19 protein-coding genes and 1 pseudogene are annotated in these 23,229 nt (G+C 69.8%); 10 read left to right on the forward strand and 10 right to left on the reverse strand.

The genetic code is table 11. The annotated features are described in order from the left end of the window. From ABD848_RS16235 to ABD848_RS16255, 5 genes and pseudogenes are all read right to left on the reverse strand, one after another. Positions 1-527: pseudogene (locus ABD848_RS16235) on the reverse strand (hypothetical protein); the annotation flags it as partial. A 1,033-nt stretch (positions 528-1,560) separates the two neighbouring features. Next, the gene (locus tag ABD848_RS16240; protein ID WP_344972786.1) at positions 1,561-2,076 is read right to left on the reverse strand and encodes a hypothetical protein; all 516 of its coding nucleotides are present in this window, start codon (positions 2,074-2,076) and stop codon (positions 1,561-1,563) included. Continuing rightward, entirely contained in the window at positions 2,073-2,393 is a 321-nt protein-coding gene (locus ABD848_RS16245) for a hypothetical protein (protein ID WP_344972788.1), read from the reverse strand. Before ABD848_RS16245 ends, ABD848_RS16240 begins: the two co-directional genes overlap by 4 nt. Next, entirely contained in the window at positions 2,393-2,779 is a 387-nt protein-coding gene (locus ABD848_RS16250) for a hypothetical protein (protein ID WP_344972791.1), read from the reverse strand. The genes ABD848_RS16245 and ABD848_RS16250 overlap by 1 nt, the downstream gene beginning before the upstream one ends. Further along, positions 2,776-3,093 carry a hypothetical protein gene (locus ABD848_RS16255; RefSeq protein WP_344972795.1) on the reverse strand — a complete coding sequence of 106 codons (318 nt, stop codon included), beginning with the start codon at positions 3,091-3,093 and terminating at the stop codon, positions 2,776-2,778. The genes ABD848_RS16250 and ABD848_RS16255 overlap by 4 nt, the downstream gene beginning before the upstream one ends. A 251-nt stretch (positions 3,094-3,344) precedes the next feature. Between ABD848_RS16255 and ABD848_RS16260 the strand changes: the two genes are divergently transcribed. From ABD848_RS16260 to ABD848_RS16270, 3 genes are all read left to right on the forward strand, one after another. Then, a complete protein-coding gene (locus ABD848_RS16260) occupies positions 3,345-4,184 on the forward strand; it encodes a DUF5753 domain-containing protein (protein WP_344972797.1) in 840 nt (279 codons plus the stop codon). A gap of 10 nt (positions 4,185-4,194) precedes the next feature. Beyond that, complete coding sequence (locus ABD848_RS16265) at positions 4,195-4,398, forward strand: DUF397 domain-containing protein (RefSeq protein WP_344972800.1); 204 nt, start codon at positions 4,195-4,197, stop codon at positions 4,396-4,398. 1,345 nt (positions 4,399-5,743) lie between these two features. Next, positions 5,744-6,433: a YoaK family protein gene (locus tag ABD848_RS16270; protein WP_344972803.1), complete on the forward strand. Its 690-nt coding sequence runs from the start codon at positions 5,744-5,746 to the stop codon at positions 6,431-6,433. A gap of 70 nt (positions 6,434-6,503) precedes the next feature. On the opposite strand, the gene ABD848_RS16275 is transcribed toward ABD848_RS16270, so the two are convergent. The 3 genes from ABD848_RS16275 to ABD848_RS16285 form a co-directional block, all read right to left on the reverse strand. Continuing rightward, entirely contained in the window at positions 6,504-8,006 is a 1,503-nt protein-coding gene (locus ABD848_RS16275) for an acyl-CoA synthetase (protein WP_344972805.1), read from the reverse strand. Positions 8,007-8,031: 25 nt separating this feature from the next. Continuing rightward, entirely contained in the window at positions 8,032-9,339 is a 1,308-nt protein-coding gene (locus tag ABD848_RS16280; protein ID WP_344972807.1) for an MFS transporter, read from the reverse strand. Between the two features lie 102 nt (positions 9,340-9,441). Next, positions 9,442-10,305 carry a p-hydroxycinnamoyl CoA hydratase/lyase gene (locus tag ABD848_RS16285; RefSeq protein WP_344972809.1) on the reverse strand — a complete coding sequence of 288 codons (864 nt, stop codon included), beginning with the start codon at positions 10,303-10,305 and terminating at the stop codon, positions 9,442-9,444. Between the two features lie 65 nt (positions 10,306-10,370). On the opposite strand from ABD848_RS16285, the gene ABD848_RS16290 reads away from it, so the two are divergent. Then, positions 10,371-10,865 (forward strand): MarR family winged helix-turn-helix transcriptional regulator, encoded by a 495-nt coding sequence (locus ABD848_RS16290; protein ID WP_344972811.1) that lies wholly within the window; start codon positions 10,371-10,373, stop codon positions 10,863-10,865. Between the two features lie 685 nt (positions 10,866-11,550). Here the strand turns inward: ABD848_RS16290 and ABD848_RS16295 are convergent. Beyond that, positions 11,551-12,810 (reverse strand): D-arabinono-1,4-lactone oxidase, encoded by a 1,260-nt coding sequence (locus ABD848_RS16295; protein WP_344972813.1) that lies wholly within the window; start codon positions 12,808-12,810, stop codon positions 11,551-11,553. A gap of 491 nt (positions 12,811-13,301) precedes the next feature. Between ABD848_RS16295 and ABD848_RS16300 the strand changes: the two genes are divergently transcribed. The 6 genes from ABD848_RS16300 to ABD848_RS16325 all read left to right on the forward strand — a co-directional run bounded on the left by ABD848_RS16300 (position 13,302) and on the right by ABD848_RS16325 (position 22,269). Then, complete coding sequence (locus tag ABD848_RS16300) at positions 13,302-13,841, forward strand: hypothetical protein (protein WP_425567567.1); 540 nt, start codon at positions 13,302-13,304, stop codon at positions 13,839-13,841. Continuing rightward, positions 13,841-15,253 (forward strand): hypothetical protein, encoded by a 1,413-nt coding sequence (locus ABD848_RS16305; protein WP_344972817.1) that lies wholly within the window; start codon positions 13,841-13,843, stop codon positions 15,251-15,253. Before ABD848_RS16300 ends, ABD848_RS16305 begins: the two co-directional genes overlap by 1 nt. A 4-nt stretch (positions 15,254-15,257) precedes the next feature. Further along, positions 15,258-16,607 (forward strand): VWA domain-containing protein, encoded by a 1,350-nt coding sequence (locus ABD848_RS16310; protein ID WP_344972819.1) that lies wholly within the window; start codon positions 15,258-15,260, stop codon positions 16,605-16,607. Between the two features lie 13 nt (positions 16,608-16,620). Then, a complete protein-coding gene (locus ABD848_RS16315; protein WP_344972821.1) occupies positions 16,621-17,736 on the forward strand; it encodes an ATP-binding protein in 1,116 nt (371 codons plus the stop codon). Then, on the forward strand, positions 17,733-20,543 hold the full coding sequence (locus ABD848_RS16320) for a DUF5682 family protein (RefSeq protein WP_344972823.1): 2,811 nt from the start codon (positions 17,733-17,735) through the stop codon (positions 20,541-20,543). Before ABD848_RS16315 ends, ABD848_RS16320 begins: the two co-directional genes overlap by 4 nt. A 379-nt stretch (positions 20,544-20,922) precedes the next feature. Beyond that, on the forward strand, positions 20,923-22,269 hold the full coding sequence (locus ABD848_RS16325) for a L,D-transpeptidase (protein WP_344972826.1): 1,347 nt from the start codon (positions 20,923-20,925) through the stop codon (positions 22,267-22,269). A gap of 79 nt (positions 22,270-22,348) precedes the next feature. Here the strand turns inward: ABD848_RS16325 and ABD848_RS16330 are convergent, their stop codons facing one another. After that, positions 22,349-23,146 carry an SDR family oxidoreductase gene (locus ABD848_RS16330; RefSeq protein WP_344972828.1) on the reverse strand — a complete coding sequence of 266 codons (798 nt, stop codon included), beginning with the start codon at positions 23,144-23,146 and terminating at the stop codon, positions 22,349-22,351. Positions 23,147-23,229: the final 83 nt, after the last annotated feature.

Raw genomic sequence — 23,229 nt, forward strand, 5'->3', positions numbered from 1 at the left:
GTGCGGTGGGGGGTGGGGTGTTGGTAGGTGGTTATGGCGTGGTCGAGTAGTTCGGCGCGGGGGCCGATGGGTGGGTGGTGCAGGGTGGTCCAGGCGATGAGGAATTCGGGGCCGTGTGGGGTGTCGGCGTGGTGGAGGGGGAGGTTGCCCTGGGTGAGGGCGGAAACCAGGCCGGGGGTGTAGCCGGCGTGGTCGGCGGCGGTGTGGCGGCGTTCTTCGAGGTGGGTGGGGATCATTTCGGCCAGTAGGTCGGGGGTGGCACACCGGGCGTGCAGGGTGAGCAGGTCGTGGGGGGTGAGGGTGACGGCGTCGATGGCGGCCAGCACGTTTTGGAAGTCGCGTAGGCAGGCGGTGATGGGTTTCAGGGCGGTGTGGATCTGGTCGGGGGTGCACATCAGGGCGGGTGGGTGGGTGCGGAGTTCTTCGCCGTGTTCCCAACTGGCCGGCACCGGCTGGGGCTCGTAGTTCTCGATGAGGTCGGCCAACCTGTGGGCGAGATCGACCAGCAGTGTGGCGGTGGTGGGCATCGGGCGGACCTTTCCTGGGCGCGGGGGCTGAACACCCCGGCTGGGGTGGGTGGCTGTATAGCGGCGTGTCGAGGCGTGTCGAGCAGGACCGGGCGAGAGAGGGGCGGCCGGGAGCGGGGGATAAGGCCCCCTCGGGGGCCTTTGTTGGGGTGGGGCCCGTGTGAGGGGTGGTTGTGGGGTGGCTGTTTTGGGTGGTGACCGTGGGGGGCGTGTGTTGGAGGGGGCGTTGTTCGCTCGTGTCTCGATCGCTTCGCGATCTCGACAGCCCAGGGGAGGCCGAGGGGTGAGGAGGGGCGAGCCGAGGCCGGGGTGGCAGGTAGTGCTGTGGTTCGACGGTGCTCAGGCGTGGTAGGCCCGGTGGACGAACCGTGCTGAAACCCCTCCAGGCACAACAGTTCCCCGCCCGCCTCCTGCCCCCTCGGGGGAGGGTGCCTGAAGGGAGCACCCTCCCCGAAAGACCCCCTGAAAGAAACACCCCCTTGCCTAGCACCCCTCCCCGAAAGACTTCCTGGAGGGGGCGCCCACCCCCTGGCTGCTGAGATCGCGCAGCGATCGAGGCACGAGCGGTGGGAGAGGGGCTTTGAGCTCCTCGCTTCGAAAGTTCCTTTGTCGCCTCCTCACCCCCTGTGGCGGGGAGGAGTCAGCCTGACCGGTGGGTCTGCCCTTTTCGCCCCGGTGCGACATATGGGGGTGGGGGTGCCCGGCCTCCTCCGTGGCCGGACACCCCCTTTTGGGGAGGGGCCGCGCTGGTCGGGGGTGTGCTCCAGCGCGGCCCTGGTGGATCGTGCTCCCGCCGGCTTTGAGGAGGGGGCGGGGCGTGGCATGTCCGGTGTGTGGCTTTTCGTTTCGCCATGATCATCACGGGTGTTGGGGTTCGTCGCTCTCAACCGTCCCGTGTCGCCGAGCGGCAACACTCGCGATGATCATGGGCTCGTGGGCGGGGCCCGGCCCCCTCCATGGCCGGGCCCCGCAGGGGCCGCGCGGTGGCGGGTGCTGTGCCCCGCGCGGCCGGGTGTAGCGGCACCGGCCCCTGTCAGGAGGGGGCGGTGTCGCGGCGCCGGCGATGCCGCGGCCGAACCGGCCGCCGCCCCGCGGAAACCGCGGCCATGGGCGCGGTTGTGGTGCTGTCGGCGCCTCTGGCCGGAGGGTCGGGGCGACGCGGCCGGGCCGGCCGAGGCGGCACCCACCCCGCACCGGGCCGCTCACCCGACCACTCGCGGGCGTACTGCTCGCGGGTATGCCGCTCGCGGGACCGCTCATGGGCGTACTGCTCGTGGGTGTGCCACCCGTGGGGCTGCTCGCGCCTCTGGGGGCGCTGGCCGCCGGGCTGTTCACGGGTGCGGGGGTGCCTCCCGTGGGGCTGGTCGCGATGGCCGGTGGCGCCTACGGCGGTGATCAGTTGTTCCAGTGCTTCGGGGGTGGCTGCTTCCATGAGGCGTGGGTGGCCGGGCAGCAGTGCCCACCATTGACGGGTATGCGAGCCGTGCCAGATGGTGGCGCCGGGGAAGCGGCGGTGTAGGCGGGCCACGGTCGCCTCCAGCGGGCTCATGAGGTCTCTCCCTTCTGGCAGGGCTGCCAGGCGTGGCCGGTGGCATCCACGTGGATGCCACTGTGGCCTTCGGGGCGGATACACGGCCACGCCTGGGTGTGGCCTCGGGGCGTGCCGGGCCACCCGCGGGCAGGGGTCGCGTCGGGGCGGGGGTGGGTGCAGGCGTTGCCGTACTGGTCGGCCAGGTGGGTCAACAGCGCCAGCGAGGTCTGGCGCACCTCACCCAGCCACAAGGCCCGCTCCTGGGTGCCCACCACCAGCGCGTCGGCCACCCGACGCAGGTGGCACACCTGCTCATCTTCCCGGGGATCGCGCATCACCGGTTCACCTCCGGGGTGGGCATGGTGAGCAGATCCCCGGCCACCGCCCCGGCGGCGGCGATGCGGGTGGCCACCTCGACCCCGCTCGCGCTGTCGAGGACGAGGCAGGCGGGGCCGAGGTGGAGCCGCACCTCACTGGGCGTCCTCTGGGCGTAGCGGCTGGTGGTGACCCGTACCGCCCCAGGCGCGGCCAGCCGATCGCCGCCCATCACCACCGGTGGGGGCGTGCCGGGTTCGGCCTGGCCCTCATAGACCTCCACCAACCGGGCCACCACTGCCGAGGCCGCCCCCAGGGAACGGACATCGGCCGACCGATAGCCGTGCTTGTCGAGGACATCGCGAATCGCCAACACCAGATCCGTGGAAACCGGCCGCGCACTCACCGGGCCACCTCCTCGGCACGCTCCGACGCGCCCGCACGCCCACAGAGGGGCGCCGACACCACAGCGCGCTCCGGGCCAGGCACAAACGCCCCGGCCATGAGGCCAGGCCGATCGAGATAGGGCCGCACCCGCGCGACCACACGCGGGCACTCACGGCAACGGCACAACAGATAACGCGCCTGCCGCGCAAACACACAGTGACGGCCCACGGTGGAACTCAGGCACGCACGCGGCACCGACCGAGGCGCCACCAGGGCGGACAGCAGCAGCACGCACAGCACCACGAGCATGCCGAGCGCAGACAGCAATCGCATGACATACCCCTCCTGGGGGTTAGGCCGGGATGGGACGTCCCGGCGGGAGCTTTGGGTAGCTGCCATACTGCCGCATGCACGTAAAATTCTCAATGCCCACATCAGAAAATCGCTTTGTGAATTAGTCTCACGGGGTGATCTTCCTACTTGCATAACCAGAGAAAACGTGGGCGGTGCACTAAATGTCTGAATCCCCCAGGCGCGTCATAGGATCTGGCCACCAGGAACGCGCACCGAGGAGCAATCTCTCTATGGCCAGCAGTCCGCCCCTACGACGGCGCCGTCTCTCGCGACGCCTACGTGAGCTACGGGAAGCGTGCGGCTACACATCCGAGTACGTCACTGACGAAGCCAAGAAGCGCGGCGGGAAGTGGTCACGCGGCAAGCTCACACGCATCGAGAACAACGAATGGGCGCGGCCGAACTCAAAGGATGTCGAGACACTGCTCGACATCTACGGCGTCAAAGACGCTGATGAGTGCGAGGCGTATCTGTCCCTAGCCAAGCAAGCGAGGCAGCGTGGGTGGTGGGTGTCCTACTCCGACGTACTCGGAAAGGGTGCCTATGTCGGGCTGGAGGTCGAAGCGTCCCGTATCCGGACCTATGAAGCATTGGTGATTCCCGGCCTACTCCAGACCGAGGCATATACGCGCGCTGTGGTGCGGACCCATGGCGAAACTGATCCGCACGCCATCGACCGACGCGTCGAAGCGCGGGAAGCAAGGAAACAGATCCTAATGCGTTCGGACGCTCCCCGAATCTGGGCTGTGATCGACGAAGCGGCGATCCACCGGATACCCGTCGAGCTACGCGACGAGCAGGTCCGTTACTTGATCGACGTGCAGCGCCCGTGGCTGCGTGTGCAGATCTTGCCGAGTGCGGCAGGATTGCACGCGGCTACCGCAGGATCGTTCGTCATCCTGGATTTCCCTGAGGACCCGCCGGTCGTGTACCAAGAAAACGTGATGTCAGAGCTGTTCTACGAGGACCCTGTCGAGATTGAGCACTGCGAGATGGTCTATGACCATGCGCAGGCATCGGCGCTCAGCGTCGAGAGCTCGCGGGAGTTCTTGCGGAGCATGATCCAGTAGGGAACCCAAAGTGCAGACCCCAGAGCAATCCCACCTGTTGACGTTCCGCAAGTCCAGCTACAGCCAAGGGAAGACACAGAACTGCGTAGAGGTCGCCGACTTCCCGGCCGGCGCCGCTGTGCGCGACTCGAAGAACCCGGAGTTCGGGCACCTGGCATTCGCGGCCGACGAGTGGCGCGCGTTCCTCGATGAACTCAAGACCGACCGGCTGTAGCGGTATCCACGTTGAAAGCCCCGGCGGTGCGTCCGCCGGGGCTTTCAACGTGCTTTACCCAAAGCATCCCGGATGAATCGTACCGCGCCACAGTGACGCCCGCGAGACCACAAGCTCCTCCCCGCAGGCGATCTCGCGGCGCGACACATGGCCGGATACGGCCGCCCACACACACCTGCCCCAGAGCTGAAGTGGGGGGCAGGTTAGACAGGGCAAAACGCCGAATCCACCATCCACCGCAGCCGCAACGAGAGTCATGACAAGTCTTTGACAGTAACGCAACCGGAGGTGCCTCCAGCCAATGAGTGACCTAGCCTTGACAGCGGCAGACAACCGAAACGACAGGACCGTGCCATACTGTTTTGACCTGCGGTGTTGCACTACTGGCGGCTCGCTGCACAACAGCGCTCCCCGAGGCTCCCGATCCCCTTCACGAGCTGCGACTTTACCCTCGGGTCCACTCATCACCCCTAGAGGGATCGCAACTCGTAGCTCCGCTCGGGCATGCGCAGGGCTGCGAGCGTCCACTCATCACCCCTAGAGGGATCGCAACGCTTTCTCCTGGCTGAGGGGGTGCCACCAGGCTTTGGTCCACTCATCACCCCTAGAGGGATCGCGACTCAGGTCACGGTCGCCAACCGTGAGGAGTAGGTTCTGTTTTCGGAGGGCTGGGGTGGGGGCTGTGGGAGTGTTCTTCGTCCGCTCGTGCCTCGATCGCTCCGCGATCTCAGCAGCCTAGGGGCGCTCACCAGCTTGCGGCCCCAGCCACACACCCCACCCTCCAACACTCACACCCCAACCCCAACAACCCACAAGGCCCCCACCAGCTCGCAGCCCCAGGCCACACCCCCACACCCTCCAACACTCACACCCCAACCCCAACAACCCACAAGGCCCCCACCAGCTCGCAGCCCCAGGCCACACACCCCACCCTCCAACGCTCATGCCGCGATCTCAGCAGCCTAGGGGCGCTCACCGGCTCGCGGCCCCACAGCCCCCTCCACCCCTCCAACACCCACAACACGACCTCAGCAACCTCCAAGGGGCACTCACCGGCTCGCGGCCCCACAGCCCCCTCCACCCCTCCAATGCTCATGCCGCGATCTCAGCAGCCTAGGGGGCGCTCACTGGCTCGCGGCCACCGCCTGCGCCGGCCTCTCGATCTCGCTGGGGCTCGCTGGCGCCACAACACCTGCACTGCCGAGGCTGCGACTGGCCAGAGCGCCCCACGTTCTCCGGGCCGTTCTCGTTCGCTGCTGAGTCGAATCACCGCAGGTCGGCCCGTGATCAGAGAGACTCAACGAGACTGAGGAGGAGCTTAGCCAGGAAGAGCCGGGGGTGCGTGGTGGCCAGCGATCCGCAGCCGGGCGCTGCCGAGCCCAGCGGGTCTTTCCAGTCTTCCCGGGCCAGTGCGGTGATCGTGGTGTTACTGTCGCTGGCTGCCGGGATGACCGACGCGCTGTGCCTGCTGCATCTGGGCGGCGTGTTCGCCAGCGTCGTCACAGGCAACCTCGTGCTCGTGGCGGTCTCCACCGTGCACGGCGTGGCCGACCCGGCGGCGCGGGCGGCCATCTCGACGGGAGCCTACGCGGCGGGGGTGTTCGCGGGCAGCCGGATGGTCGCGCGGCGCAGCCCCGCGGCCCGGCCGCCCACCTGCCTGGCCCTGGAGACACTCGTGCTGGGGCTGTTCGTCGCCGGCTGGCTCGGCGACCCCCACCGGTCGAACGGAGAGGGGCACCCGGCGCTGCTCCTGGCGGCGGGTGCCGCGATGGGGCTGCAAGGCATCGTCGTGCGCACCCTTGGGCGGCCGGGACTGTCCACCACATACCTGACCGGTGCCCTCACCCGGATCGTGAGCACCATCGGCGACCCCTCCTGGCTTCGGCGTCTCGACTGGCTGCAACTCCTCGCCCTTGGCTGCCTGGTCCTCGGCGCGGCCGTGGAAGCGGTGCTCATGCGGTACCTGCCGTGGACCGGCCCACTACCCGCCGCTGTCCTGGCCACAGCCGCCCTCCTGATCGCCTACCGGCAGTAACGCAGGCGTCGGCAACAGCAGTGACCAGTAGACATCCAGACGCTCACGCCTGGGGTGGGGTCTCCCGCGGCTACTCGTCGGCTATGGCGGCAAGGCGGCTGCGCAGTCCCGGCTTGTCGACTTTGCCGACAGCGCTGCGCGGCAGCTCGTCGGCGAAAACGACAGTGGTCGGCAGCTTGTAGCGGGCCAGCCGCTGAGCCAGAAAGGCGCGCAGCTCGTCTGGGGTGGGCCGATGGTCAGCGGCGGGTACGACCAGCGCCGCCCCGGACTCGCCCCACGTCGCGTCCGGCACGCCGACCACGGCGCACTCGCGCACCGCGGGGTGTGCGGCCAAGGCGGCCTCGACCTCCGCCGGGTAGACGTTCTCCCCGCCGGAGACGTACATGTCCTTCAACCGGTCCACGATCCGGAAGTAGCCTTCTTCGTCGACCTCGGCGGCGTCGCCGGTGTGCAGCCATCCGTCGCGCAGCGCCGCCGCCGTCTCCTCGGGCCGGTTCCAGTAGCCCGGGGTGACGTTGGGGCCCTCCACCAGGACCTCGGCGGGTCCCGGGCCGTCGTCGGCGGTGCGCACGTCGGTGAAGAACGCCGCGACTCCGGCGCTGCCGGCCTTTCGGCGACAGTCGGCCACGGGGAGCAGCAGCGCGCCGGGGGCGGCCTCGGTCATGCCGTACCCCTGCACGAACGCCAAGCCGCGATGCATGTAGCGCTCGATGAGCGGCGCGGGGACAGGGGCGCCGCCGCACAGCAGCAGCCGCAGCCCCGACAGGTCGGCTTCCCGCCAGCGGGGCGAGCGGGCGATCCGCTCGTACATGGTGGGGACCCCGAACATCACCGTCACCCCTTCCCGCTCCACCAGGTCAAGGGTGCGGTCGGGGTCGAAGCGCTCCTCGACGAGCAGGCAGCCCCCTTTGAGCAGTGTCGGCAGGCACAGCATGTTCAGCGCGGCCGTGTGGAACATGGGCGCGCTGACCAGTGCGGTGTCGGTGCTCGCCAAATCGGTGTCGACGACGGTGTTCACGCAGTTCCAGATGACGTTGCCGTGGGTGAGCACAACACCTTTGGGGCGGCCCGTGGAACCGGAGGTGTAGAGCAGCAGGAACGGGTCACCGTGCTCGACGGGCCGGTCGATCGGCTCGCGTCCCGCCGCCGCGACCGCGGCTTCGAAGTCGTCCTCGGCGCCGCCCACGGTGAGCACCCCCTCCACCATGCCGGCGCCGCGCAGGCAGGCGGCGTCGGCATGGCGGGCGGCGTCGACGACGAGGAGGGTGGGCGAGCTGTCGGCGGCGACGGTTTCCAGCTCGGCGCGGGCCAGCCGGGTGTTGAGTGGAGTGAAGACCGCCCCCAGCAGGGCGGCGGCGAACATCGCCTCAAGGAACTCGGGCCGGTTCGCCCCCAGGTAGGCGACACGGTCCCCGCGCGCCACTCCGCGTGCCTCGAAGGCGTGGGCCAGGCGTGTGGCGCGTTCTTCCAGTTCGCTGTAGGTGAGGGTGCGTCCGGCGTGCCTGAGGGCGGGGCGCGCGCCGGCCGCGCGTCGCCGCCGAGCGGGCCATGATCCGATGCCGTGGTTGCGCATGGCGGTCTCCTTTGAACCGGAAAGGTCAGATGCGTCGGAGGTCGCGCGCGGAGGTTTCGGGAGTGAAGGCGACCACCAGGGTCGCCAGCAGGGACATCCCGGCGAGGTAGAGGCCCACGGCGAACGATCCGCCCACGGCGGCGAACAGTGCGGTGGCGACGATGGGCGCCAGCCCGCCGCCGATCACGTTGCCCAGTTGGTAGCCGGCGGAGACGCCGCTGTAGCGCACCCGGGTGGGGAACAGCTCCGATAGTAGCGCGGGCAGCGGGCCGTACTGGGCGGACAGGGCGATGACCGCGAGGCCGCACGCGAGCAGCGCCCAAGCGAACGTCGCGCGGTCGAACATCGGGAAGAAAAGGAGCGCGAGCACGATCTGGGCGATGCCGCCGCCGATGAAGACACGGCGCCGCCCGAGCCGGTCGGTCAGCGCCGACCAGGCGGGGATGGCGCCCAACTGGACGACGCTGGCGAGGGTGACGACGACCAGCAGGGTGTTGCGCGAGTACGACAGCTCCGTGGTTCCGTAGGACAGGGTGTAGGTCAGGACGATGTATCCGAGTGCGGTTGAGGCGGCTGTGGCGAACATGGCGCGCAGCACGCCCAGCGGGTGGCGGCGCACGATCTCGACCAGGGGCGCGGTGCGGACGGGCTCTTGTTCGCCGCGTTGCTCCTCGAACAGCGGGCTCTCGTTGATCCGGCGGCGAATCACGTAGCCGACACCGATGAGGACGATGCTGGCGAGGAACCCGAGCCGCCATCCCCAGGCGGTGAACGCCTCGGTGGTGGCGGTGGAGGCGGCCAGCATGACGAGGTTCGCGGCGATCGCCCCGGCGGGCACGCCGAGCTGCGGGGCCGCCCCGTACAGTCCGCGCCGGTTCTCGGGGGCGTGTTCGACGGCCATGAGCGCCGCCCCGCCCCATTCGGCGCCCACGCCAAGACCTTGGGCCAGCCGCAGGATCACGAGCAGGATGGGCGCGGCGACACCGATCTGAGCGTAGGTCGGCAGCAGCCCCACCGCGACCGTGGCCACGCCCATGACGAGCAGCGACACCACGAGCATCCGCTTGCGTCCGATGCGGTCGCCCAGGTGGCCGGCGACGATTCCGCCGAGCGGGCGGGCGACGAAGCCCACGGCGAACGTGGAGAGAGCAGCCAACTGGCTGGCGAGGGCGTTGTCGGAGGGGAAGAACTGCGGGCCGAAGACGAGCGCCGCCGCGGCTCCGTACAGGAAGAAGTCATACCACTCGATGCTGGTGCCGATGAAGCTCGCGAGGGCGATCTTGCGGGCTTCACGGTGGTCGGAGGAGGTGGGGGATCGCAGTGGGCCGGTCACGGTGGCCTCCGTTCTGGGGGTGTGCCCCTGGTGCGGGTTCGTGGTGGGGTGGGCCCGAGGACCCCCGCTTCCTCGGGCGCTGGAGGTGCTGGAAAGGGCGGTTCAGTCGCGCGTGTAGTGACCCAGACCAGGGCGGAAGCTCTTGGCGTCGAGGAACTGCTCCAGGCCCTGGCTGCGCCCCTGCTCCGGGTCGAGGAACTGCGACTGCTCCAATTTGGCGTAGAGGTAGTCTTCGGCCTGGTCCCAGGGCATCTCGGCGGCGAGCTTGTAGCCGATCTTCGCCGCCCGCAGCACCACGGGGTTCATGGCGGCGAGACGGGCGGCCAGCTCGCGGGTGCGCTCGTGGAGATCGGCCGCGGCCACGGCCTCGTTGACCAGCCGCATCCGGGCGGCGGCTCGGCCGTCGAATGTCTCGCCGGTCATGATGTGGTACAGCGCGTCGCGTTGGGGAACGACCGCGGCGAGCGCCCTGCTGACGACCCCGCCGGGTGGGATGCCCCAGTTGATCTCGGACAGGCCGAAGCGGGCGTCCTCGTCGGCGATGGCCAGATCGCAGGCGACCAGCGGGGTGAACGCCCCGCCGAAGCACCAGCCGTTGACCATGGCGATGGTGGGTTTGGGGTAGGTGGACAGCCGCCGCCACTGCCACTGCGCGGCGTCGCGGCGGACCCGGTTTTGCAGGGCGAGGTCGCCGGTGGCGTCGACGTCGCGGAAGTACTCCTGGAGATCCATGCCGGCGGTCCACGCCTCGCCGGCGCCGGTGAGGACGAGCACGCGGCACCGCTCGTCGTGCTCCAGCGCGTCCAGCGTGCGCACCATCTCCTCGTTGAGCCGAGGGTTCATCGCGTTGCGCTTGTCGGGCCGGTTGAGCCTCACCCAGGCGATGCCGTCCTCGAACTCGACCAGGACCGTGTCTCCCCACGGTGGGGAGGTGTCGTCGGACGCGGCGCCGACTGCGGAGCCCATTTCAACCTCCTTGATATAAGGAACCTTGATGAATAGGTAACAAGGACCTTGATAACGTGTCAACCATGACGGAATCCACCCGGGCGACCGAGGAGCCGGACCACCCACCCAGACTCCCCGAACCGCGCATCATCTACCTGGTCAAGCGGGTAGAGCTCATCGCCCGCGCGCAACTGGACCAGATCACCCGGGAACACGGGCTGACCACCCCGCAATACACGGCGCTGAGCGTCCTCCGGGCCCAACCGGGGCTGTCCGCCGCTCAACTGTCGCGCCGCTCGTTCGTCAGCCCGCAGGCGATGACCGAGATGGTCGGCGCGCTCGAAACGAAGGGGATGATCAGTCGCCACCCCGATCCGGAGAACCGTCGCGTCCTGCGCGCCTACCTGACCGACGACGGGCGCGCCGCGTTGGAAGCCTGCGACCGCGGCGCCGACCTCCTTGAGGAGCACATGCTCCGCGACGTCACCCCGCAGGACACCACGGCACTACGGCGAGCGCTATCGGCCTGCGCCTCCGGCCTGGGGCCCTTGGAGGGGACCGACACCGCGCGCCTATGAACGGCCCACCGGCGGCAGCGGGTCCAGCGGGATATGGGACGGTGCCGCTTAGGTTCTGTTCTTCGGACGGCCGGGGTGGAGGTCCGCGGGGAGGTTCTTCGTCCGCTCGTGCCTCGATCGCTCCGCGATCTCGGCAGCCCAGGGGTGGGTGCCCTAGCTTGGCGGTGCTCAGGCAGGGGCCACCCATAGCCCCAGGGGCGGACTATGCCAATAAGGGCCACCTACAGCCCCAGGGGGCGGACTATGTCGGGGGTGCTGTGATTTGACGGTACTCAACGGGGGGCGCCACCTATAGTCCCCACCCCCGGGGGCTGGGTTCTGCAACCTGCCACCACACCCCAAGAAGGCGCTTGCCTGCCATGATGTGCGGGACGGGATCTCAGGTGGCTGCGCCAGGTTGGCGCCACGCCCCCAAGAAGGCGCTTGCCTGTCGTGGTGTCTTGCAGCTATAGCGCGTTCCCCGCCCCCGGCGAGCCCCCCTCTCGGTTGCGGTCACCTCGGCCACCGCGCCCCCTCAGGCTGCCGAGATCGCGAAGCGATCGAAGCACGAGCGGACGTACACCACTTCCCCACCCCGCTCGACACTCCCGGCGAGACCTCCGGAGGTCGTTGACCCCGCGCCGCACTCCGGGCGCCATCTCAGCGGCTCCCCCGTGGCTCCGCCCCGGGGGCCGCTTAGGGGAGGTTAGGCGCCGGAGAGGACAGCCTCGGTGAAAGGGTTACGGAACTTGCCGGCGGGGTCGAACGTGCGCACCAGCCGCGCGAAATCCCCCGCGCGCTCGTAGCCGGCGGCGGCCTTGGCGGTGGGCACCGTGGTGAGCTTGCCCCAGTGCGGGCGAGCGCCCAACGGCAGCAGGCACTCCTCGACCGCGGCGAGCACGGGCAGCACGGCTTCCGGCTCCTTGCGCCAGGTGAAGTGGAACGTCACGGAGTCGCGCCCATAGGCGGGGCTCAGCCACAGGTCGTCGGCGCACACGGTGCGCACCTCGGCGATGTGCAGCAGCGGCGCCACCCGGTGGCCGATCTCGCGCAGTGCCGCGAAGGCGGCCGGCGCCGCCTCGCGCGGTAGGTAGAACTCCGACTGCAACTCATCGCCCGCACTCGGCGTCAGGTCGGGCCGGAAATGGGGGAGCCGCTCGTGCCAAGGCCCCACAGCCCCCATCTGTTCGGTGCTGGACTCCGGCGGCATGCCCGGCACCGGATTCTTGGGCTCGCGCGCCGGTCGCCCCCCGCTCCACGAGCCGGCGGGACGGTCGGTGCGGTGCTTGAGCCACACGTCGGCCGTGTCGGCGCGCCAGTCGGTGAACGCGCTGACGCTGGAGGCGGCGCCGAAGACGTCGTCGAAGCGCTCGGCGATCTCGTCGAGCGGCACGTCGACGAGCACCCGCTGCGTCATCTCGTAGGCGGGCTCGATGTCGAGCGACAGCCGCGTGACGACACCGAGCGCGCCGAGGGCGACCACCGCGCCGGGGAAGGTCTGCGGGTCGGTGTCGCGGCGCAGCTCCACCAAATCGCCCTCCGCACCGACGAGTTGCAGTGCCGTGACGGAGGCGGCCAGGCAGCGCTGGGTGTCGCCGGAGCCGTGGGTGGCGGTGGCGCACGAGCCCGCGACCGAGATGTGGGGCAGCGACGCCAGGTTGGCCAGCGCGAACCCGGCTTGGTGCACGGCGCGGGCGACTTCGGCGTAGGTCATGCCGGCGGCCACGGTCACGGTCGAACTCGCCGGGTCGATCTCGGCCAGCGGCGGCAGCCCGTCCAGTCTGACCAGGTCGTGAGCGGAGTCGGCGACGAGGTTGAAGGAATGGCCGCTGCCGAGGGCCCGAATCCCCGCACTGTCACGGACGATTCGGCGCAGCTCGTCGACGCTGGCGGGCCGGTGGACTCGCGCGCAGCCGAAGGTGACGTTACCGGCCCAGTTCGTGACCGGCGGGTGGGGCGTGGACATGAACACTCCGATGGTTGGCGGCAGGGCTCGGCGCACACGAGCCGCGGATCGTCGTCGACAGGGGAACGCGGGACGGCCCCATGCGCTTGGCCTGGGGACTGTTTTTCGGACGGCTGAGGTGGGGGCCGTGAGGGTGTTCTTCGTCCGCTCGTGCCTCGATCGCTGCGCGATCTCGGCAGCCTGCGGGGCGACGGCGGAGACGCTCACCCACGTGCGCCCACCACCGGCCCTCGCTGCCCGTCCACAACCAGCGCCTCGGCGGCTTCCCGCGCCGCCGCTGCCGCCCCAGGGCGCGTGAACGGGGCTGCCGGTGGACGCGGGTCGCGGCAGCGCCCCTCCCCCGGACGCAACGACCGACATTCCCGCGGCGCAGCGCGGTACAGCGGAATCTGTCGCACCGCCACAGTATAAATGTCGGGTCTTTGGGGGCGATCTGGACGGGTTCCACCCTACAGAGCCGTACAGATGGGCCTATGTCGAGGAACTGTTACATGGAAGGTGACGCTGTGGATACGGAACGTGCCGACTTCGGGCAGCGGAGTGGGGTGAACGTCGTGCCGCCCGCCCGCGCCCGCAAACTGGCGAAGGTGCCCTTTGTGGAACTGGCGGACGGGCGGCTACAGGGCGTGGTGTCGAGCGGCTCGGACACCGCGCGGGTGTACGTCTCCTCGATCACCGCGGGCTCCCATGCCCTGAACTGCGGCACCAACAACAACCGGCCCTGCGGCGGCCTCTCCCAGGGAGGGGCGTGCAAGCACCTGGACTCCCTGGTGAACGAGGCCGTACTCCAGTACGGGGCGCAGCGGGTCGCCGACTACCTGCAAGCCCCAGCCCACCTGCGAGAAGCCGACGACGCGGAGCGCTCCGCGGAGGCCGCCCTGCGCGCGTGTCTGGAAGGCAAACCCGAGTCGACACCACCGGGGGTGGTGTTCGGGCGGTTCCTGCGCTACCTGTCCTATCTGGAGGTGCCGGGCACCACCACCGCCCTGCCCGAGATGCACTGGTTCCCAGCCACGGGAGCGGACCGCTGATGCTCGCCGCGCACCTCACCGAACTCCTCGACACCACCCCAGCCGGGGTGAGCGAAACCCTGGACATCGTCGCCGGCTTCGACGACGCGCTGGCCCACGGCCTGGCGCGGCCGGACGCCACCCGGGCCGCGGCCCTGGAGGGTCTGGCGGGCGCCCTTGCCGGCACGCCGCTGGGCGCAGCGGTGGGCGAGGCCGTCGAAGCGTTGAGCAGCGGCTCTCTTGCCGACGGCCACCTCGCCGCGCTGGCGGGCGCACGCACCGCGCTGCTCGGCGCTGTCCACGACGCCCTCGTGGACAGCCTCGACGCCGCGCGGGGCGTCACCCGAGACACCTGGTCGGCGTCGGCGCAGGCCCCGTCACCGGCAGAGCCCGCCGACGACAAGGGTGCGGCCGGCAGCCGCGCCTGGCTCGGCGAACTCGCCGTCACCGGGTGGCTGGGGGTCGACCGTGACCTCGCCTCCGGCGCGAACCAGACGATCGAGGCGCTGCTGGCGGACCCGGCCCAGCGGCGACTGGCGGTACTGCTGGACGGACTGACGGCCGAACTCCAGGCACTGTGCCCCGCGGCGGCGGTGGAACAGGTGCCGGTACGGCGCTGGGCCGACCTGTGGGCGCGCGCGGTCCTGCTCTCCCACGACAGCAGGCGCTACGGCCCCTGCCAGGCCGCCACCGAAGTCTCGGGGCGGCTGCTGCCGCTTGGGGTCGACGTCCACGAACACGGCACCGCGGTGCAGGCGCAGGTCCACTGCGTGTTCGAGCCCGCCGACGGCGGACCGCCCCGCCTGCTGTGCGCCAGCCTGACCGCGGCCAAGGTGGACGCCATCGTCGGCCCGGCGGTGTGGCGGCTGCTGGCCGACCATCCGGTGCTGCTCGGCGCGCTTGCCGAGCGCCGCAGCCTCACCATCACGGACATGCCGCTGCTGGCGGGCGGGGACCTGCTGTGGCACGACGACCGGGCCGGCGCCGGCGAGGAGGTCGACCCCTTCGCCACCGCCCGACTGCACCTCGCCGACGCCGTCGCCCCCGCGGTCGCGCCCTTGGACCGTCACCCGGTGCGCATAGCCGAACCCGTGTTCATCGAGGGCTACACCACCGACGCCACCTCAGGTCTCACGGTCGACCTCGGCGGCGCCACGCTGCCCGTCGACCTCGACCGGCTGCCCGCCTGCGGTCCGCTCACCCCGAAGCTGGTGGCCGACTCCACAGCGTGTATCGGGCTGCTGCGCTGGGACGCCGGACAGTGGTCGCTCCAGCCGTTGGCGGTGCGCACGAAGGTGAAACGCAAACCGGCCACCGTGCAGACCGGCGACTGGGCGCTGGGGCCCACCGACCCCAAGGTCGCCAAGGTCGAGGAGAGAAACAACGCTGTGGCCGTGCTGCGAGAACGAGCCGGCCGGCTGTTGAGGGGGTAACACGTTGCACGAACCCGAAACCACCCCCGAGGCCAACCGGCGCCAAGTGCTGTACTGGCGGCTGCTGGCGCGGCTGTTCGGCACCGAGGAACAGCCCGCGCTGGAGCGGGCCAGCATGGGCGTCGTCGAGGACATGGGGCTACCGCCGGCGCTGCTCGACCCGACGGTGACCGTGGACACCGTCGTCCAGCGCTTCCCGGAACTGGCCGCGGAGCTGGACGGGCTGATCGCGCGGGTCGAAGACACCGAACAGCCCACTGCCGCGGACGGTCGCACCGCCGCCGGCGTGGGCACCGACGAGGTACGCCGCGCCGCGCTGCTGTCGAAACTCCTGATCAACGTGTTTTCGGCCGGCTCCGGTGAGGTCAGCGCCACCCAACTGGCCAATTGGCAGGCCGACACCGGCTGGCTGGAGCGCTGCCTGGGTGCTGAGCCGGGTGAGCTGCGCGCACGCTCCCGCGAGGGCGAGTTGGGCGCTGTGCTGGCCGGGCTGGAGGGCGACCTGGTCAACCGGATGCGGCTACGTGAGGTGCTGGCCGATCCGGCGCTGGCCGCACAACTGACACCGAGCATGTCGCTGGTGGAGCAGTTGCTGCGCGACAAGGCGAACCTGTCGGGGGTCGCGCTGGCCAACGCCAAGGCACTGATCCGCAGGTTCGTCGACGAGGTCGCCGAGGTGCTGCGCACCCAGGTGCAGCAGACCAGCACGGGCACCATCGACCGCTCCGTCCCGCCCAAGCGCGTGTTCCGCAACCTCGACATCGAACGCACGATCTGGAAGAACCTGACCAACTGGAGCCCGGAGGACCAGCGGCTCTACGTGGACCGGCTGTACTACCGGCACACGGCCAAACGCACCACCCCGGCCCGGCTGATCGTGGTCGTGGACCAGTCGGGGTCCATGGTCGACTCGATGGTCAACTGCACCATCCTGGCTTCGATCTTCGCCGGGCTGCCCAAAGTCGACGTGCACCTGGTCGCCTACGACACCCAAGCGCTGGACCTGACCCCGTGGGTGCACGACCCCTTCGAGACGCTGCTGCGCACGCGGCTGGGCGGCGGCACGGACGGCACGGCCGCTCTGGCCGAGGTGCGCCCCAAGATCGCCGATGCGCGCAACACGGTAGTGGTGTGGATCTCCGATTTCTACGAGTGGAACGCCCAGCCCGTGCTGGAGGGCATGACGGCGATCCACCGCTCCGGGGCCCGCTTCATCCCGGTGGGCTCGGTGAGCAGCAGCGGGCGACAAAGCGTCAACCCCTGGTTCAGGCAGCGTTTCAAAGACATGGGCACCCCGGTGCTCTCCGGCCATATCCGCAAACTCGTGTTCGAGCTCAAGAACTTCCTCAGCTAGGAGACCTTTTTCGATGACCGACGAGATGCTGCGCGCCCCCGCCGAGGTCACATACGCCGACGAGCTGAACTGGCTGGAGTCGATCGACGACGGTCCCCGCCCGTTCTCGTGGCGGCTCAGCCCCAAGATGGTGCGGTTGTTCATCCTCGGCTCCGAACCCGCCGACGGGCTCGACCGCGAGGTCAGTCAGAAATGGTTCGGCGACCGCAGTTTCGTGGAACGCAGCGTCGTGACGCTGGCCTCGGACCGCGGCCTGCTGCTCATCGGCGACCCGGGCACCGGCAAGAGTTGGCTGGCCGAACTGCTCGCGGCGGCCATCTGCCGCGACTCGACTCTGGTCGTGCAGGGCACCGCCGGCACCACCGAGGACCACATCAAGTACTCGTGGAACGTGTCCATGGTGATCGCCAAGGGGCAGTCCCGCGAGTCGCTGATCCCCTCGCCGATCATGACCGCGATGGAGCGCGGCGCCATCGGCCGTTTCGAGGAGCTGACCCGCTCGACCAGTGACGTGCAGGACGCCCTGATCTCCATCCTGTCGGAGAAGTACGTCTCGATCCCCGAGCTCGACGAGGACAACACCGTGTTCGCCCAGCCCGGGTTCTCGCTCATCGCGACGGCCAACAGCCGCGACAAGGGCGTCAACGACCTGTCGTCGGCGCTGAAGCGCCGTTTCAACTTCGTGCGGGTCCCAGTGGTGACCAACAAGCGCAGCGAGAGCGAGATCGTGCGGTTTCGCACCAGCGAACTGATGCACCGCCACCAGATCGAACTGGACGTACCCCCCAGCCTGCTCGACATCCTGGTGCAAAGCTTCACCGACCTGCGCGCCGCGGCTGCCTCGGCCACCAGCGACGACGAGAAGCTGGAGTCGGCGCTGTCCACCGCCGAACAGATCGGCGTCCTCGAAGACGCCATCCTGCACAGCCACTTCTTCGGCGACCGCACGCTACGGGCCGAGACCCTCGCACAGTCGATGGTCAGCTCCCTGGCCCGACGCACCCCCGAAGACCTGGCGATTTTGAACAAGTTCTGGCACGGGGTGATCGAACCGCGCAGCAAGCGCGACGGCGGGGCATGGCCGGAGTTCCTCGACGGCGGCAAGCAAGCGATCGAGACCCTGTCATGAGCAGCGCCCCCTTCACCGCACTGCGCGAGCAGCTCCTCGACGCCGCGAGCACCTTCACCGACGCGCCACGACCGATCGCCGACATCATGGCGGGGATGGTCGACGACGTCGACCGGGCGTTGGGCGAGGAGCTGGAGATCTTCCCGGTGTGCCACCACTCGCCGGCTTCGGCGCTGGCCATGGCACGACGGCTGCGCGAGAAGCAGCCCACGGTCATCTACCTGGAGATGTGCGAGGATCTGGCGCCGCTGCTGAACGAGCTGCGCAACTGCCGCCTGCCGGTGGCGCTGCAAGCGTTCGCCAGCGAGCTGGACGGTTTCCCGGCCAGTGCGGGACCGCTCAGTGTGGTCGCCCCCATCACCGAGTCCTCCGCTGAATACCAGGCGATCGCCTACGCCCTCGACACCCCCGGGGTGGAGCTGGTGGCCGTGGACCGTTCGGTGGACCACGTCTTCCAGTGGTCGCCGCAGCCCTCCGAGAGCGACACACCCCCCACGGACAGCGCGGGAGAGGAAGCCGGCCTGCACGGCGACGCCGTCGGTGTCGAGATCGGTGACCTGCGGCCCCGTTTCAACGAACTCGAAGCGTACCTGCTGCACCACGGCAAGGTCCGGCACTGGTCGGAATGGTGGGACCAGTACGTCGAACAGCCGCTGGCCAATGCCGACTACGACACCTACCGGCAGGTCATGGTGATGATCGGCAGCCTGTTCCGGCGGCTCGCGCCCGCCGAGGACAACCGGCCGCGCATCGACGAGGAGCGCGAACGCTACATGTGGACCCGGATTCGCCGCCATCTCGGCGCATCCGGAGCCGACCCGGCGCGGTGCCTGTACGTGTGCGGCGCCTCCCACGCGGCCAGCCACGTCGAGCAGTTCGGGCTGGCCGCCGCGGAGCAGGACTACGAGATCAGCCCGCGCACGGCCACGAAATGGCTCTACGGCCTCATCCCCTCCAGCCATTCGGCGATCGAGCGGCAGTTCGGGCTGGCCGCCGGGTCAGTGTCGATCGCCACGGCGACCTGGAACAAGGCGGTGAAAGGCAGCGGGGTCGCCCCGTTTCGGCTGAAGGGGCAGAAGGGCCCCAAAGGCGGCCGCGGGGGCTCCACGCGCAAACGGACCACCCCCGCGGCGACCCCGCAGTCCCCGGTCCCCGACCGGTTGTCGGGGTTTCTGGCCAGCCCGCCCACGCTGGACCGCCTCGACGAGGAGGAACTGCTCGGCTGGTGTGTGGAGATCGTCCGGCTGGCCCGCCGCAACGGCTATCTGGCCAGCACCGCCGACGCGATCGCGGTATTCGAGACCTCGATCCTGCTGGCCGGCATGCGCGACCGGGCCCGCCCCACGCCCTACGACTTCCAAGACGCCGCGATCACCTGTATTGAGAAGGACACCGTGCCCGGCCGGCGCGACGTGCGGCGGCTGTGCGAGATCCTGCTCGGCGGCGACCGGACTGGACAAGTCGGCTACGACTCCCTCCCGCCGCTGGCCCAGGACGTGTTCGACCGGCTGGCGCCCCTGGGGTTGGACCTGCACAAGCGCACCGTCCAGCGGGTACTGCTGGACCTGGACGTCAACCCGGAGCTGCGGCCGTGCTCGCGGCTGCTGTGGATGCTGCGTTACCTGCTGCCCGCCGACACCGTGCGCCCCATCATGGGCGCGCCCAAGCTGGGCGAGCAGTCGCCCCAAGAGAGTTGGGACGTCTACATCGGCCGCGACCAGCGCGCGATCATCGAACTGGGCTACGAGGGCGTCACCGTCGAACAGGTGCTGGAGCAGCGGCTGCGGCGCAGTGTGTGGAGCTCCGAGGCGACCGCCGCCACCGCGCTCGCCGCCGTCGAGGACTCCATCGTGTACCTGGGCAGCAGGCGGATCACCGACGAGCTGGGGGCGCGCGCCGTCGAACTGCTGGCCGCCGAACGCACCGTGGACGGCGCTCCGGAGGTGCTGGGCCGCATCCGGCGGCTGTTGGCCCACTACCGCGCCACCGAGCCGGAGCTGCCGCGCTGGTGCGCGTCGTTCGTGACCACGGGCTATGCGCACTACTGCACGCTGCTGCCGACCTCCTTCGGCGAGGAGGAGGCCGGAGTGCGCCAGGTGGCGGCCATGCTGGGGTTCCTGTTCACTCTGGAGAACGTCGCGCTGTCGCTCGGGTGCGACCGCAGCCAGCTTGAGCTGGCTGTGAAACAGTCGACCCCGCAGACCCCCGCGAAGGTGGCGCTGCTGTGGGCCGCGCAGTCCGAACTGGGGCTGCTGTCGCGCTCACAGCTCCGGGCGCGCTGCGACGAACTGCTGGGCAACCCCCTAGTCGTGCCGGCCTTCCCGCAGTATTTGAGCGGCTTCGTGCAGGCGCTGTCGCCGGCGCCGGGGCTGGCGGCGTTCGTGGTGGAGGTGATGTCGGAGGCCTTCGCCCGCCTCCCCGACTCCGTGCTGCTGCCGTGGCTGCCCACCCTGATCACGACGCTGCGGGAGCAGGCCCACGAGATGGTGCCGGTGCTCATCCGGGAGGCGGGCCGCACCTTCCCCGGCAGCGTGGCCGCCCTCGACGCCTGGGTGGCGCCGTGGTCGGCGAGCACCCAGACCGAGACGGCGCCGGGGCGGCCGGCCGCCCCGGCGGGGCCGGTGGCCGAACTACTGGCCGGGCATCCGGCGGCCTGTGACGCTGTGGCCGAGCTGCTGGGACACGACGGCGGCTGGGAACAGCCGGGGGCTGCCCCCGGCAGCGCCGGCCCTCCAGAGGTGGCCGCCCTGCTGTCGCGCCACCCCGCCACAGGCGAGGCCCTCGCGGAGCTGCTCACCGGCCCGTGACAGCGAAGCGGGGCACGCCCGCAGTACCAGCGCCACGGAAGCCGCGCCCCTAGCCGGCCCCACACTGCGGGGCGGTTCCCGCCGGCGGGAACCGCCCCGCAGTGACGCTGGAACCCCCGCGAGGTCGCCGGGCTCGCCGCCCGTGCGGCGCTGCCCCACCGCCTGCTCGCGGTCTGCCGATCGCCGCAACCGCAGCAGCACCGGTGCCGCTTTTCTCCCAGCGTGTCCGCTACCGGCCACGAAGGTTTCTGGCGTATTGCACATTTTTCGCTGGTTAGTGCTACTAATGCTCTGTTATATCTCGAAAACATAGAGTATTCCCCAAAGGACGAAAAGCGGGGATCGTCGACGGGGGCGCAACAACGGGGGAGGTCACCGCGTGAGGGGACGATTCAAACGGACCGACGCTCGGAAAGCGGGCGCGGCGCTGGCAGGTGTGGCACTACTGGTGGCGGGGTGTTCGAGCAACGACGCCGACAACGCAGAGGAGGCGGCGGTCAACCAGGGGCCGTTGCAGCTCGTGGTCGCGCCCGAGGACGGCGCGACCGACGTTGCCCCCGATACCCCGATCACCGTGACGGCGACCAACGGCACCATCACTGACGTACAGGTCACTCAATCGGCTCGGGGCGAAGCGCAAGCGGGTGCCTCCGCGCAGGCATCTCCCGCCGTGCAGGCGTCGCCCGCCGCGGCGGCCTCCCCGGACGAGGCGACCGGGGCGGACCGGATGACCGGCACGCTGAGCACGGACAAGTCGGAATGGGTCAGTGACTGGACCATGGCGCCGGGCAGCAACGTCACGGTCGCGGCCACCGCCGAGAACTCCGACGGCGAGACCCGGGAAGCCGTCAGCACCTTCGCCACGGTGCGGGCCGAAGCCGGCAACCGGCTGGAGGTGGCGTCGAACTTTCCCCAAAGCGGCGACACCGTCGGGATCGGCATGCCGGTGATCGTGAACTTCGACAGCCCGGTGACGAACAAGGCCGCGGTCGAAGCCGCCATGGAGGTCACCTCGGAGAAGCCCACCGAGGGGGCGTGGAACTGGTTCGGCGACAAGATGGCCGTATTCCGCCCCAAAGAGTACTGGGAACCGCTCCAGCGCGTCTGGGTCGACCTGCACCTGGCCGGGGTACCGGGCGGCGAGGAACGCTACGGCATCGAGAACCACCGCATCGAGTTCGAGGTGGGACGCGCACAGTCGGCCGCGATCGACAACTCGACGCACCAGATGGTGATCGAACGCGCCGGGGAGCGGATCAAGGAATTCCCCATCAGCATGGGGGACGCATCAGAACAGCGCTACACCACCACCAGCGGCACGCACCTGATGATGAACCGGCACCGGGACATGGTCATGGACTCGGCCAGCGTCGGCGTCCCGCCGGGCAGCCCCGGCTACTACCGGGTGGATGTGGAGTACGCGATCCGGTTCTCCGACAGCGGCGAGTTCACGCACGCGGCGCCGTGGAACAACCAACTGGGCGAGAGCAACGAGAGCCACGGCTGCGTCAACATGAGCACCGAGGACGCCAAGTGGCTCTACGAGAACACGCTCAAGGGCGACCCGTTGATCATCGAGGGCACCGATCGCGAGCTTGAGGTGAGCAACGGCTGGGGGTACTGGCAACGCTCCTGGCAGGAGTGGCTGGAACACAGCAACCTCGGAAAGCCCGACAGGACCGGCGAGCCGGGCAGTCCGGGCGCTCCGCACAGCCTCGCGGAGTAGGCCCGCTGCCGCTGCTCGTCACGAAGCGTGGGGTGGCCCCGAGGGGCGGACCGGGGTCACCCCACGCGCACGTGCAGGGTCAGCGCGCCGAGGCGTGACGTAGCTTGTTCCAGGCGCGGCGCATACCGGCGAGCCAGCGGTCCCGGTCGGCGGTGCGTTTGCGCTCGAACTCGGCGACGCTGGGGTGCGGCAAGATCAGGAAGCGTCCCTCGTGCAACGCGGCCACGACCGAGTCGGCGACATCGGCCGGCTCCAGGTACTCGCCTCCCATACGGGTGGCGGCAGACCCGGCGTCGCCGGCGGTCATCTCCGTGTTGACCCCTTGCGGGCACAGGCACGAGACGTCGATGCCCTCGTCGGCGTGGCGGATCGCCAGCCACTCGGCCAGGGCCACGGCACCGTGCTTGGTGACCGAGTACGGCGCGTTGTCGAGGTTGGTGAGCAGCCCTGCCGCCGAGGCGGTGACGAGGAGGTGACCGCCACCGCGCTGGGCCATGCGGGGCAGCAGGGCGCGGGCGACGTAGACGTGGGCGAGGACGTGCACCCGCCACGAGGTGTCCCAGTCGGAATCCTGGCCGAGCCCCTGCCCCCGGCCGACTCCGGCGTTGGAGCACCACAGGTCGATCGGGGCGATCTCGGACTCGATCCAGGTGATGGTTGCGTTCACCGCCGCCTCGTCGGTGACGTCCACCTGCATCGGGTGCGCTCGGGCTCCCAGTTCCGCGGCCGTGGCTTGGGCTCGTTCGGCGTCACGATCGGCGACGACGACGTGAGCGGCTCCCTCGCGCAGGAACCGCTCCGCCAGCGCCCGCCCGATCCCGGTGGCGCCTCCGGTGACGACGACTGTGGTAGCCGGGATGGAGAACGGTTCGGCCATGACTGGTACTCCATGAGTTGTGGGGTGACCCCGTGGGACCGGGATCGGCTGGCAATCGTCGATGGGGCGCGACCTGTAAGCAC

The sequence above is a fragment of the Salinactinospora qingdaonensis genome (assembly GCF_039539445.1).
Taxonomy (GTDB): domain Bacteria; phylum Actinomycetota; class Actinomycetes; order Streptosporangiales; family Streptosporangiaceae; genus Salinactinospora; species Salinactinospora qingdaonensis.

Excerpts from the sequence above, each read along its gene's own strand:
- ABD848_RS16240 (WP_344972786.1), bottom strand. The coding sequence starts at position 2,076 with ATGAGCCCGCTGGAGGCGACCGTGGCCCGCCTACACCGCCGCTTCCCC.
- ABD848_RS16245 (WP_344972788.1), bottom strand. The coding sequence starts at position 2,393 with ATGCGCGATCCCCGGGAAGATGAGCAGGTGTGCCACCTGCGTCGGGTG.
- ABD848_RS16255 (WP_344972795.1), bottom strand. The coding sequence starts at position 3,093 with ATGCGATTGCTGTCTGCGCTCGGCATGCTCGTGGTGCTGTGCGTGCTG.
- ABD848_RS16260 (WP_344972797.1), top strand. The coding sequence starts at position 3,345 with ATGGCCAGCAGTCCGCCCCTACGACGGCGCCGTCTCTCGCGACGCCTA.
- ABD848_RS16275 (WP_344972805.1), bottom strand. The coding sequence starts at position 8,006 with ATGCGCAACCACGGCATCGGATCATGGCCCGCTCGGCGGCGACGCGCG.
- ABD848_RS16285 (WP_344972809.1), bottom strand. The coding sequence starts at position 10,305 with ATGGGCTCCGCAGTCGGCGCCGCGTCCGACGACACCTCCCCACCGTGG.
- ABD848_RS16290 (WP_344972811.1), top strand. The coding sequence starts at position 10,371 with ATGACGGAATCCACCCGGGCGACCGAGGAGCCGGACCACCCACCCAGA.
- ABD848_RS16295 (WP_344972813.1), bottom strand. The coding sequence starts at position 12,810 with ATGTCCACGCCCCACCCGCCGGTCACGAACTGGGCCGGTAACGTCACC.
- ABD848_RS16300 (WP_425567567.1), top strand. The coding sequence starts at position 13,302 with ATGGAAGGTGACGCTGTGGATACGGAACGTGCCGACTTCGGGCAGCGG.
- ABD848_RS16305 (WP_344972817.1), top strand. The coding sequence starts at position 13,841 with ATGCTCGCCGCGCACCTCACCGAACTCCTCGACACCACCCCAGCCGGG.
- ABD848_RS16315 (WP_344972821.1), top strand. The coding sequence starts at position 16,621 with ATGACCGACGAGATGCTGCGCGCCCCCGCCGAGGTCACATACGCCGAC.
- ABD848_RS16320 (WP_344972823.1), top strand. The coding sequence starts at position 17,733 with ATGAGCAGCGCCCCCTTCACCGCACTGCGCGAGCAGCTCCTCGACGCC.
- ABD848_RS16330 (WP_344972828.1), bottom strand. The coding sequence starts at position 23,146 with ATGGCCGAACCGTTCTCCATCCCGGCTACCACAGTCGTCGTCACCGGA.